Here is a 13,032-nt window from a genome sequence, read left to right as displayed (position 1 = left end):
ATTCAAGTACATGACCACAGTGCTAAAAGTTTGGGAAATTTTGACGAGGAAGGGGCGAAAGATCAACAATATTATTTTTCTGGTAATGCTTATACTGAAGAACAACTAAAAGATTTGCTCCTGGAAGCTGGTTTTAATTTAGTTTCCCTAAAATCTGTTAAACCTTGGATTTGGGCAACTGTTCAACGCAAAGCAAAACCAACAACTTTACCTCAAGTATCAGCGATTATTTCTACATATAATTCTGAAAAATTTCTGCGCGGTTGTCTGGAAGATTTAGTTAATCAAACCCTCTATAAAAAAGGTAAGTTAGAAATCATCATTATTGACAGCGCATCCGAAGAGAAAGAAGGAGCGATCGCTCAAGAATGGCAAACAAAATATCCCCAGATAATTTATCAAAGAACTCCAGAAAGGGAGACTATTTATGCTGCTTGGAATCGTGGGATAAAAATTGCTAAGGGGAATTATATTACTAATGCTAATACAGATGACCGACACCGACCAGATGCTTTGGAGTTTATGGCAAATTATTTGGATAATAATCCTCAGACATCTTTAGTATATGGAGACCAATTAGTTACTACTGTTCCTAATGATTCTTGGGTAACAACTCAAGCAGATAAATGTTGGAATTGGCCGGAGTTTGACTATCAAGAATTAGAGCGACGTTGTATTATTGGTCCTCAACCAATGTGGAGAAAATCTCTACATGAAAGGTATGGATATTTTCGTTCTGAATTTAGGGTTGCGGGTGATTATGAATTTTGGCTAAGGATTGGTAAAAATGAAAAATTTGTTCGTTTGCCAGAAATTTTAGGGTTGTATTTTGAGAATGAACAAGGTTTAGAAAAAAGCTCTTCAATAGCTCATATCGAAACACAAGAAATTTGGAAAACATACGGCATTATAGCCCGTAAAGTGAAACCAAAAATATCTATACCTGTACCAATAAATACTTTAGAAATTAATAATTCACCGTCTATCAAAACTATACTAAGTACAGAAAAAAAATTCCATATATTGTTATACACAGATGAGCCAGGTATTTATGGGGTAGGGCAGTGTAATCACTCAATTTTATGTGAATTAATAAAATCTGGTTATATAGTTAGTTGCGTGCAAAGTAGGGCTTCTAATTATTTAACCGAACAGCAAAAAAAATTAGGTATTCAACATTTTTGGTTAGAGTATGACACGGTAAAAAATTTTTCCCAAACCTTAACTAATTTAGCTGAAGCTAAACAACTTTTAAGCACAATTCAACCAGATACAATTATTTTTAGTGACTGTTGTCCTTTTTCAAATCTGGCAGCTAAACAAGTAGCAATTCAACTAGAAATACCTTTTGTTGTGCTGGTAAATTTTGCAGCACCCTATTTAGCTGAACGTTTCCATTCTTACCTAGGAAAATTATCAGAAATATATGCTTATTCGCGACAGACAATTGCAGTTTCTCAGGAAAACTTACATCAATTATGGGAACTTTTTCAATTACCAAAACAATCTGGTAAAGTCATCTATAATGGTCGTCCTAGTAAGTATTTTACTCCAATAAATGCTGAGGTGCGTAGTCGTCTTCGCCAACAATTAGGTATTCCAGAAAACGCAGTTGTCTGTTTTACTTCAGCTCGTTTAGAAGCTATTAAAGGATATCAGTATCAGTTAGAAACTATTAAATTTTTAAAGGAAAGTAATGTTTGGTCTCAAATTTATTTTGTTTGGGTTGGTAGTGGTAGTTTAGAAAGTCAATTAAAGACAGAAATTTCACAGCTTGGAGTAACTGATAAAGTTAAAGTTTTGGGAGAGCGCGACGATATTCCAGAATTACTTGATACTGCAGATATATTTGTTTTTCCTTCTCAGTTTGAAGGAATGCCTTTAGCTATTATAGAAGCAATGGCAAAAGGATTACCAGTAGTTGCTTCAGCAGTTAGTGGTATTCCAGAAGAGTTGGGAGAAACAGGTAAACTTTTACCAGATCCAAAAATTGATTCTCAGGCTACAGTAAAAGAGTTAGTAGAAACAATTCAAGAGTGGACTCTTAATCCTAATTTACGACACTCCATTGCTCAAGCTTGCCAACAAAGAGCAGAAAAAATGTTTACTGAAGAAAGAATGTTGACAGAAACTTTAGAAGTCATAAAAAGTACATTACCAAAACAAAAACCACTGGTTTCTGTGATAATTCCATGCTATCAACAAGCCCATTTTTTATCAGAAGCTGTAGCTAGTGTTGTTTCCCAAACTTACAATAATTGGGAAATTATAATTGTTAATGATGGTAGTCCAGATAATACGAGTGAAGTTGCGCGACAAATAATTCAACTTTTTCCTCATCATAAAATTAGTTTAGTTGAAAAAGAAAGAGGTGGTTGCGCGAGTGCTAGAAATGTAGGCATAAATCATGGGAATGGAGAGTATATTTTGCCTCTGGATGCTGATGATAAATTAAGTTCTCACGCTATTAGTTGTTTAATGGATATTGCTATTAGTAAATCTCATGCTTGTGTAGTATTCGGGTCTTATGAAATTTTTGGCACGGAAGAAAGGAAAATTATTACAGTAGATGAGTATTCTGTAGAGAATATCAAAAAATATAATATGTTGGTATGCACTTCTTTATATGCTAAAAGTATTTATAATTTAACCAATGGCTATAAGGAAGAAATTAAAGAATCAGGTTATGAAGATTGGGAATTTTGGCTCAATTGTCATCGACATAATATTCCTTTTTATGGTATTCGAGAAACTATTCTATACTATCGGCGACATCCCGAATCTAGAGTAGTTAAATCATTTTCCAATCGTAATTATTATTGGTCACAAGTTATTAGCTACTATCCAGATTTGTTTGATGCTGAAACTATTAAGAAAGCTGGGAAAATTTTCACAAGTAATAAAACTCCAGAGGAGACAGGGTATAACCTGGAAAAGATTGCTGTTGATGTTCAAGAATACAAGCAAAATCCACAAAATATAATTACATTAACGAATCTGCAAACATGGCGTAAACAAGTTGCTAATTCCTGGCTCGTTTTAGCAACAGAAAATCTGGAAACTGCTTATGGAAATTCTATAGGTAAAGCACATAAAATACTGATAACTTGTGGTATTCAAAATGAAATATTAACTGAAGAAGAGCAAAATTTTGTCGATGAAATTAAGACCTATTTAATACAAGGTTTAAACCAACCAAAAGCTCTTCAGTATCTATTAGCAGGAATGTTATATGGTCGTGCCGATCGACTACAACTAAAATTTGAGAAAGCTCCTATTCCTAAATGGTTTGCCAATGATTATCTGAAATATATGTTTTCTGCTCCTTCTCTTTTCCTAGAAATTGGAGAAGCAGATAATTACGCTTGTTATATGGAAAAATGGCTAGAGTACATAGATAATAATATTACTAATAATCCCGGCTCAAAACTCTGGCAAGAAATTGCACTACTCTTCACACAAAATGCTAACTTTATTCCTATATATTTTGCTAGTTTAAATTTGAAAAAAGTCTATAGTTTACGGGCGAAAATTATGGAATTTGTCCTGAAAAATCAAGGCAATCAAATTGATTATGAATTTCCCACTAGAAGCCCAAATAGAAATAAAATTCGTCTGGGAATTATTAAAGAACATTTTCAACCTCAGTCTGAAACCTACTCGATTTTACCAGTATTTGAACACTTAAATCGCGAAAAATTTGAACTTATCTTGTACACAAATAACCAGACAAATCATCCTCTAGAACAATATTGCTGTAGTTGTGTAGACCGAGTTGTAAAACTAGAAAATGATACTCAAAAACAAGTACAAACTATTCGCGGTGATGACTTAGATATTTTGATTGTAGGAACTAACATAACCGCCATTACCAGACCAATAACTTTATTAATGTTCCATCGTTTAGCACGCATCCAAGCAACTCTATTCTCTTCTCCTGTCACAACCGGAATCAGAAATATTGACTACTATATTTCAGGAAAATTATCAGAAACAATTACATTCGCAAATCAACATTACACAGAAAAATTAGCTCTTTTAGAAAATGCAGGTTTTTGCTTCAATTACTATCCAATTTCGTCAACTCCTGCACAAGTTTATCCTACTCGCCAAAGTTGGAAAGCGACAGATGAAACAGTTATTTTTATATCTGGTGCAAACTTCTATAAAATTATTCCTGAATTAGCAGAAACTTGGGCAAAAGTTTTAGCAGAAATACCCAATTCTATTCTAGTTTTATATCCATTTGCGCCTAGTTGGAGTTCTACATATCCAGCTATAGCCTTTCTAAATAGAATGCACAAACAATTAGCAAAATATAAAATTGAGAGAAAACGTCTAGTTTTGATTAAAGCTCTTCCTACTCGTACAGATGTTAAAGAATGTTTAAAACAAGCAGATATATATTTAGATTCTTATCCTTATTCGGGGTCTAACTCCCTTGTCGATCCCTTAGAAGTAGGAATACCAACTGTTGTTATGGATGGTGAATTTTTAAGACAAAAACAGGGAGCAGCATTGTTAAGAACCATGCCTATCCTAGACCTGATAGCGAACAGTGAATCAGAATATATTAACCTCGCTGTTAAGCTTGCCAATAACTCAGAATTTCGCCAGCAAAAAAGCCAAGAAATTCTGGAAAAAATGCAGCAAAGTCCTTCATTTTTAGACAGTCTTAGTTACTCTACACATATAGGTGAATTATTCCAAGGATTATTCCAAGAATGGCAAAATATTCACGCGCCAAAAACTATAGAATCTACAAATAAAAATTCTTTAACTTCTGAATTTATCAATCGTTTAATTGGTTGTGTGAATCTCTATGAAATCGATCCTACTGACCAATCTTTAATAGAAGAATTACGTCAAATTCGTAAACAAATAGCTGATTTTTGGTTAACTGTAGCTCCCAAAGAATTAGAAACTACTTATCAAGGCAAAATTAGACAAGCATATCAAACTTTATTAAAAAGTGGAATTCAAAACGAACCCCAGACTGAAGACGAACAAAAATTTCTCAAAGAATTAGCTGAGACAAGTATGGGTTTAACTAATCCAAAAGCGATTAATACACTTTTAGGGGCAATGTTATATTTTCCTCCAAGCAAAATGTTAGTCAGAGATGCTAAAAATCGTTTACCCAAGTGGTTGATAGATGATTATCAGCAGATATTTGAAAGTCGAGAAGTTGCAGAGAAGTTAGAAAAAGCTTTTAAATCTAGAACGCCTCATTTATCAGAATATTCTCCAGTCAAAAATGCTGAAGTTAAACCAGAAAAAAATGTAGCTTTAACAGCAAATCAAGCAGATGATTTAGACATTCCACAGCAAAAATTTATCAATCAATTATTGGGCAGTGTGAATCTTTACTATATTGATCCATCTGATGAATCTGTAGTTCAAGATTTGCGTAAAATCAGAAAACAAATGGCTGATTTTTGGATAAATCTAGAACCTCAAAAACTAGAAACTTTTTACTCAGGAAAAATGGGTAAAGCTTATCAAGCATTACTCAGTAGCGGGATGCAAAATCAAGCATTAACTAATAACGAACAAGCATTTTTACAACAGTTAGCTGTTCAACTTGCCAAAGGAATAGAAGCACCAAAAACTATAAATTATTTATTAGCAGCAATGTTATATTGTCGTCAAGGACAATTGCAAATTCAGGATATGAGTAAATTACCACATTGGTTGCTTGAAGATTATCAAAAATTTGTAGCAAATAGTTGAAGAAGGAAGAAGGAAGGTAGGAGAGTGGGGGAGAAGTAAATATAAGAGAATAATTAATATTAGACATCTCCAGAAAATAGGGATTAGGGAGTAGAGGAAAAGAATTGAGAATTTATGTGCGATGATTAATTTTATTTTTGATTATTGGAGATTTCTATTAACTGGCTAATAATTATCAAAAATTTCATTGCGCCTGTATTAATTACTTAATACTTGAAGTTTCACCTTACAAAAGCATTTTTTTATACCGAAAAAATGTGACCTAAAGCCTCGCATTTTAAGGGGATAAAAAACAGAATTCCGTATTTTCGTAACCTCCTTAATTGCAGAGGTACTGATAACTGATAACTGAAATGACCCTTGGTATAATACCAATTTAATAAATGTTTGCTACAAATAGTTAGGCTATTTCTTAGGAGTCAGAAGTCAGGAGTCGTATGGGAATAGTTTCAAGACCAATTTTGAGCTAATAAATTCTATATTTTTGTCAAAGGGAGACCTCCTGTAAAGTCTTTTTATCATACTTATTATTCGTAACATTCTTTTTTCAAAATGCTATAACTCCCTAGTCGAGCAAAAATTCAATATCAGAAGGAACTCCAACAATTTAAAATCCAGACATTCAAAATTCCTAAATCATTTCGTAAATATGCAATGCCAGAAAAAAAATTGAGACTACTGTAATTCAAAAAAACCTAATTTTACTAATCATGGTTTTTCACTCAAATTATGATAGTATGGTCACTTAAAAGTAATTTAGTTATCTAAAGAACCCAATTTATTTCTTCAGGAAAATTAACCATGAGTGAATATACTGGCATTACTGATTATTACGATCTTTTAATGACCCAAGGTTATTATGACTATGAAGGAATGGCTATTGCAGTCAATTCTTTCATCAAAGATGGCCGCAAAAAAATACTTGAATTGGGTGTAGGAACAGGATTATTAGCCGAAAAATTAAAAGCACTTGCTCCTGAAGCTGAATTTACAGGAGTAGATATTACCTCATCAATGCTCGATATTGCCAGAAAAAGATTGGGGGAATGGGGAAAATTAATAGAAGCAGATGTCTATAATATGGACCTCGAAGAAACCTTTGATATTGCTGTTTCCAGTGGTGGAGTTTGGGTAATAAATCAACGAGGCGATCGGACTGACCTAGGAAATCATACAAATGAGATTCCTCAAGATATTAAGGGACTAACTAATGTTGCTAAACACCTGTGTCAAGAAGGGTTATTACTGTTGAGTATTCAGGGAGAACATAAAAATTATCAAAAAAATCTCCCGACAGGAATTGTGTATTCTCAGGAGATAGAAAAAATTGGGGAAAACGATGAAATTGAATCCATTGAGAAAAGTTATTTCTTTAAGAAAGACGGAGAAACATTAGCTCAACAAACACTTAATTTGAATTACATTAAGCAATGGAAAAAAGAAGAAATTATGGAACAAGCTGGATTTACTTTTGTTAGTATCCATGAAAGCCAAAAGTTTCATGTTTATAAGAAGCAGTAAAACTGATAATCAAATAGTTTTATCCAAATTCAGTATTCCAGCTTTGTCAGAAATTAATATTAAAATAGGTGATGCAGTTGGAGTACTATCTGAGTTTAGAGTCATCTCTTGTCTGAGAAAACAGAATATCCCAATAAAATCTTTCTTCGCGACCTTGAACCATCTGCATCTGAATTAAGTAAAAATCCTATTAGTGTTAATAATTAGAGTTATATAAGTATAGTAAAAATATCTAAAACCAATCTTCTTGTTCGTTATTTTTTCCTTTATACGCCTCACCTTTACTATGAATTGCGCGGGTTTTTTCATACAATTGTTCTTCTGTTAATTCCCATTTTTGCAGAACTTTTTCTAAGTCTCTCTGAATATCTCTTGCACCAGGAAAACCTCGATAACGAATTTTTAATCTTGCCAATTCTGCTAAGTTGTAAGAAGTATCTTTTTCTGTTAACAGGATGTTAACTATTTCGCGGTCTTTATGATATTGAGGATGCTGTTGTTCTTCTGATTTCATAAAAGTAAGGAATAAGGGTGTTGCTGAAGCGCGTGTATGATTTTAATTTTAATTATTTTAGGAGTCAAACCCACCCCCGCCCCTCCCAGGAGGGGAGTCAGGAGTCAGGAGAAATCAAAGTGCTTTTCGGTCAATTAAGTAAAGATAACATCTAATTTTGCCATTCAAGGAATGACTCTTATTATAACAATTACTTTTTTACAAAAAACAAGTAAAAAGGAAAAATAGCTAGAGTGATTTGAAAAAATTAATAGCTGGCCTCTAGACAAAAAACAGATAATAAATGTCTATAAATGTCTAATACCAAAATTATTTGAGACTGTACAGAATTAGGTGTTAGGTATTGGGTTTTATACCAATTTTATGTGAGATGGCACAGAATTATTAAATTTATTAACTTGTCTATGAGGTAATTATTAATTATTAATTGTTGAACTACCTTTGCCAAAAACTTTTTCAGGATACCCGATTTAATTCTATTGACTATGCCACTTTTTAAACAAACTATCTTGATTATTTTTTTGATAATTATTAACTAAATCTGGCTGAATTTCTAAAGCTTTTTCTTGAAAAAAAAATGCCTCGTAAAATCTACCTTCTTGCTCTAAAATTTTACCTAAATTCCAATAAGCTGCTGCCATATTAGGTTCTAGATTAATTGCTTTTCTATAGGTAATCATTGCTTCATCAATTTGCCCTTTTTTATAAAACATACTACCCAAATTTACAATAGCTTCAACAAATTTTGGATTAATCTTTATCGCTAATGAATAAGCACGAATAGCAGCATTTACTTTATTTTGTGCTTGTAGTATGTTGCCTAAAGTTTTATAAGCTGGAGCAAAATTTGGTTGATTTCTTAAAACTCTATGACAGACGGCGATCGCTTCTATAAAATTTCCTTGATTATAATAATTTTCTGCTAATTTATTAATGGCATTAACATCATTTTCTTCAAATTTCCATAACTCAGAGTAATAGTTTTTTACTTGACTTGATTGAGTATAATTTGGGGATTTATTACCCTGTTGAAAAGTTTTTTTATCTTGTAAATTTAGGTTCATCTTTCTTCAGATATTTATCTTCAGCAATTTGATTTTTTACTTTATAGCAGAAGGAAGAAGGAAGAAGAAAGAAGGAAAAATATTCCATTGTCTGAAATTTAAGCTTTTGATATGTTCTCATCTTTCCTTCCACTGCTTGATTCCTGATTCCCTCTTCATTCCTAATAATAATAATTAAGTATGATTTTGAGATTTATTATCCTGTTGAAAAAATTTTATCTTGTAAATTTAGATTCATCTTACTTCAAATACCTATCTCCATTCATTAATGGATAATGGATAATTACTTTTCCCTAAAATGGAGAAGATTGACCAATAGGGAAAAAATTTATTTTTTCCCCTTTCAAGGGGAGGTTTTTAACCTTAATTGTTTAATTGTTTAATTATTTAATTATTTAATTATTAATTATTCGGTAATTGTTCTCCTTTACTTCTTCTTCCTTCTTCCTGATTCCCTCTTCCTTCCCTTAAATCAGGAATATTAATCTCCATTTTAATTATTCTCCTAATCACAATACTCTAAAAAATTTTCTGGAACTATTTTCAATTCTCCAGACTTAAATCTATCTATTGAAACCCAAAGTGCCGTTTTTTTTCGTTCCTTCTCCCAAAAGGTTAACTCTTCTGTTTCATAAAACTTTTTATCGGCAAAATCACATTTATATAATTGAATTAATTCATGTCTTTCCTCCCCATTAAATATGAAAATGTTTTCCATACAACCCAAATATTTAATATTAGTCAACTCAGCTTTAATCTCTTCCTGAAACTCTCTTTGTAAAGCATCATAACTATATTCTCCAAAATCAACACCTCCACCCATAACCCGATAAAAAGTTTCCTGTTTTACAGAGTCGTAACCTTGAGAAATAAACAAGCGATCGCCATCTCTAATTAAACCCAAAACTAAGACCCTAATTTTATGCTTCTTACTCATATAATTTTCTCAGATAAATATCAAGGTTCATTTCAGTTATCAGTCATCAGTTAGCCTCCTGTCGGAGGAACTGCGTTAACAGTTATCAGTAGCTTCTATTTCTGTAGAAAGCTGAAAATAATGAATTTTCTTTCTCTTGGTTGATTGGATATGGCAGACCGCTTTTTATTCCCTGAAAATGGGAAGCTTGAAACCTAATTTTATGGTCAGTAAAAAGCTTGATTAGGTTTAATTTTTACAATATAGAAACATAGAAAATTACTATCAATTATCATCAGAAAAACCCATTTCATCGTTATTTTCTGGCACAGGCCAATCCTCATTTTTTCCCCCAATAATAAGCTTTTCTATTTTGACAAACTCCTCATCTAATCGTTGAAAACTATTAGTCAAAATATCTATTGCTAAAGCATCGCTAGTTCCCAAATCAAACCAACAACGACCCCAAAACCCTTGATATTCTACTTCTCCCATATTGTGCATAACAGCCATCATACTTTGACCTGCAACATCCTGACTATATTCCATATAACTAACTTCTATTCCTGCATCTTGAACCTGTAGATTTTCTGCATTAAAGCCACCCAGTTTTCCTAATAAAAACCAGGAATCAAATAGTTCCTCTATGTAATGCTTTTCTGCTGTTGAAGGAACAGTACTAAACTCTAACCAAATCCACACATCAAAAGGATTAAATTCGCGAAATTGTATTTCCATAAATATTTTTTATGCCTAATTTTGTTTAGAGTAACTCTAACGATTTATCAATATAGTAATCTGGGTATAAATTATCAAAAATTCCTAGGATAAATAAACACTATAAATCCTTATTTCTGTTCTCTCATTCCCAGATATTTTATCCACAACTACCCCCAATAGTTGTTATAGAAAAAAATCAAGTTTAGTTGAAAATTTATACTTTTGAATTAGCAATTTAACTAGCTTTTAGCGTTTCCGTACCGGAATGCTCCGCTACTACTGAGTGCTGATTGCTGATTGCTAACCGCTACTTTAAAGCAGTGGTAATTCTGTTGGTCCCCATGTACCTGAACCATCCCTAATAGCATCTCGCATTGGGTCACAAGGTCGTTTACCATCATCTATATTATTAATATTTTTACACTGTTCAAAAAATACTTGTGCGACCAAACGTCTTGGCATTTTATCTGACTTTTCCAAAGCCATATCAAAGTTTTCCCTAGCTTTTTTTCTCATTGATAAATCATTATCTCTATCTCGAGCTTGAGCAACTATAATTTGTGCTTTTAAGTAATGTACTTCAGGATTATCTGGAACTTCTAACAAAACTTTATCCACATATTCTAAAGCTTTTTCAAGTTTGTCTAAATCTCGATAAGCTACTGCCACTCCTCGATAAGCTAAATGATGAGGATAAGCTTTTTCTTGCAATGTTTTTATTGCCTTTTCCGGGTCAGAAAATGGTAAATTAACAGCCAACATTAAATCCATATATCCTTTGAGCAAATTTAACTCTGGATCTGATGAATTTATTCTCTCTGCTGTTTCAAAATGACTCAAAGCTTTCCGAAGTTTCTCCAGAGCTTTTGGAGCACCTTTTAATGTACCTTCAGTAGATATAATATAAGCACCTTCTAAAAATTGACCAGTTGCAGCATAAATATTACCGCGAACTGGATTAATTGTAATTAAATTTTCTGCTACTTCAGTAGTTTTCTCGGCATACAATTTTAACGATTCCCAATTTTCATCTAAGTAATGTAAGGAAGCTATCATTGCATAAACAAGTGGCTCACTTATCTCTTCTGATTCAGCTATTTTCAGATAATCTTTTGCTTGTTTATAATCTCCTTCCTCAAACATTGCTTTAAAAGCTGCTTCAGTTTTTTCTCCTATTTCAATAGGATTTTTTTTGCGAAATGGGTCTCCAATTGCTGGATTTACTAATAGATTTAAACTGATGAAAGTAGCGCTAGAAAGAACTGATATTTGTTTCAATACTGATTTTTTTTGACACCAATTAAATAAGATTTTTAGCATAATTTATTTTGAGACTAATTGGATTTTTAGGCTGGTTAGGTTGTTAATAGAGAAATTTACTACTAGAGTAGATTGTGTGATGTTCTATAGTAAGCATTTCCTGCGGAATGCTGCGCAAACAGCCGTCAGCTATCAGCTATCAGCTATTGCTTTTAGTTAGTGATAAAAGCTTTCTTAATTGAGAAACGAAAAATCTTACTACAAAAGTCAGCTCCAAAGTCTATATTCATGTAAACCCCTTTCTTAAGCACAGGATATTATTGCTGATAGCTAATAGCTAAATGCTTACGTTCTATGTTATTATCTAAGCTAGATTATATATAAATTTTTAGACAATTTTCATCTAAATCCAGAAAATGTTTTAACCCAAACTCAGAAAAATTTATGAGTAGAAACAATAAATAAAGATGTTTAAAATAACAAGGCTATTACAGAAAATTAAATTCTCCCTTCTTCCTTCTTCTTTCTTCCTTCTTCCTTCTTAAAATGCTATACCTCAAAAACCTACATTATCATCCAGCAGCTAGTACCACCCCTATTCTCAAAAATATAAACCTGGAATTAGCACCTCAACAAATGGGACTAATTATCGGTCGTAGCGGTTCCGGCAAAACTACATTATTAGAAATATTAGCTGGTTTAGCTGAATGTTCCAAAGGAGAAATTTGCTGGCGAGACCAAAAATTAACCTCCGAACATCTACAACAACTCGGTGGTTTAGTATTTCAATTTCCAGAGAGACATTTTTGTGGTGCTACTATTCTCGAAGAATTACGATTAGGCCATCCAGAAATACGGCCAGAACAAATATCTTCTGCTCTGGAAGAAGTAGGACTTCAGGACCTATCATTAAGTACATCACCTCATGCTTTAAGTGGAGGTCAGCAACGTCGCCTCGCTTTAGCAGTACAACTAATTAGACAACCTCATCTATTAATGTTAGACGAACCAACTGCAGGATTAGATTGGTCAATGCGAAAACAACTTGTAAATTTATTGGCTAAATTGAAAAATCATTGGAGTTTATTGGTTGTCACCCATGATGCTAGTGACCTTTTACCTATAGCAGATAAATGTTGGACTTTAAATAAAGGAAACTTGGAATGTAGAATGTAGAATTCAGAATTTAGAATTGGGAATTTAGAATTTATAAGTTAATTGAGCTGGTTTTTTATTATATAGATGTCTCCTGAAATTTAGATAAAAGCAATAAAGAGGCGATCGCTACAAGAATTTAGAATGTA

Annotated in this window: 8 protein-coding genes; 3 read left to right on the top strand and 5 right to left on the bottom strand. The window is 32.6% G+C overall.

The features are described from left to right. The first annotated feature begins 30 nt into the window (after positions 1–30). Positions 31–5,733 (top strand): glycosyltransferase, encoded by a 5,703-nt coding sequence (locus F6K15_RS06315; protein WP_293058476.1) that lies wholly within the window; start codon positions 31–33, stop codon positions 5,731–5,733. 801 nt (positions 5,734–6,534) lie between these two features. Then, positions 6,535–7,254, top strand: a complete 720-nt coding sequence (locus F6K15_RS06310) for a class I SAM-dependent methyltransferase (protein WP_293058474.1) — start codon at positions 6,535–6,537, stop codon at positions 7,252–7,254. A 232-nt stretch (positions 7,255–7,486) separates the two neighbouring features. Here the strand turns inward: F6K15_RS06310 and F6K15_RS06305 are convergent, their stop codons facing one another. The 5 genes from F6K15_RS06305 to F6K15_RS06285 form a co-directional block, all read right to left on the bottom strand. Next, complete coding sequence (locus tag F6K15_RS06305) at positions 7,487–7,768, bottom strand: DUF3288 family protein (RefSeq protein WP_293058470.1); 282 nt, start codon at positions 7,766–7,768, stop codon at positions 7,487–7,489. Positions 7,769–8,244: 476 nt separating this feature from the next. Continuing rightward, positions 8,245–8,832: a tetratricopeptide repeat protein gene (locus tag F6K15_RS06300; protein WP_293058467.1), complete on the bottom strand. Its 588-nt coding sequence runs from the start codon at positions 8,830–8,832 to the stop codon at positions 8,245–8,247. A gap of 505 nt (positions 8,833–9,337) precedes the next feature. Then, complete coding sequence (locus F6K15_RS06295; protein ID WP_293058464.1) at positions 9,338–9,769, bottom strand: NUDIX hydrolase; 432 nt, start codon at positions 9,767–9,769, stop codon at positions 9,338–9,340. 264 nt (positions 9,770–10,033) lie between these two features. Beyond that, on the bottom strand, positions 10,034–10,486 hold the full coding sequence (locus tag F6K15_RS06290) for a DUF3531 family protein (RefSeq protein ID WP_293058462.1): 453 nt from the start codon (positions 10,484–10,486) through the stop codon (positions 10,034–10,036). Positions 10,487–10,780: 294 nt separating this feature from the next. After that, positions 10,781–11,788 (bottom strand): Sll0314/Alr1548 family TPR repeat-containing protein, encoded by a 1,008-nt coding sequence (locus tag F6K15_RS06285; RefSeq protein WP_293058460.1) that lies wholly within the window; start codon positions 11,786–11,788, stop codon positions 10,781–10,783. Positions 11,789–12,274: 486 nt separating this feature from the next. On the opposite strand from F6K15_RS06285, the gene F6K15_RS06280 reads away from it, so the two are divergent. After that, complete coding sequence (locus F6K15_RS06280; protein WP_293058458.1) at positions 12,275–12,904, top strand: ABC transporter ATP-binding protein; 630 nt, start codon at positions 12,275–12,277, stop codon at positions 12,902–12,904. The last annotated feature ends 128 nt before the right edge of the window (positions 12,905–13,032 follow it).

This window comes from Okeania sp. SIO2B3, from assembly GCF_010672525.1.
GTDB lineage: Bacteria > Cyanobacteriota > Cyanobacteriia > Cyanobacteriales > Microcoleaceae > Okeania.
The sequence above is the reverse complement of the archived record's forward strand: the minus strand, read 5'-3'. Positions and strand labels throughout refer to the sequence as shown.

What these genes read in the sequence shown, in the direction of transcription:
- F6K15_RS06300 (WP_293058467.1), bottom strand. Translation starts at nt 8,832, where the DNA reads ATGAACCTAAATTTACAAGATAAAAAAACTTTTCAACAGGGTAATAAA.
- F6K15_RS06295 (WP_293058464.1), bottom strand. Translation starts at nt 9,769, where the DNA reads ATGAGTAAGAAGCATAAAATTAGGGTCTTAGTTTTGGGTTTAATTAGA.
- F6K15_RS06305 (WP_293058470.1), bottom strand. Translation starts at nt 7,768, where the DNA reads ATGAAATCAGAAGAACAACAGCATCCTCAATATCATAAAGACCGCGAA.
- F6K15_RS06310 (WP_293058474.1), top strand. Translation starts at nt 6,535, where the DNA reads ATGAGTGAATATACTGGCATTACTGATTATTACGATCTTTTAATGACC.
- F6K15_RS06285 (WP_293058460.1), bottom strand. Translation starts at nt 11,788, where the DNA reads ATGCTAAAAATCTTATTTAATTGGTGTCAAAAAAAATCAGTATTGAAA.
- F6K15_RS06280 (WP_293058458.1), top strand. Translation starts at nt 12,275, where the DNA reads ATGCTATACCTCAAAAACCTACATTATCATCCAGCAGCTAGTACCACC.
- F6K15_RS06290 (WP_293058462.1), bottom strand. Translation starts at nt 10,486, where the DNA reads ATGGAAATACAATTTCGCGAATTTAATCCTTTTGATGTGTGGATTTGG.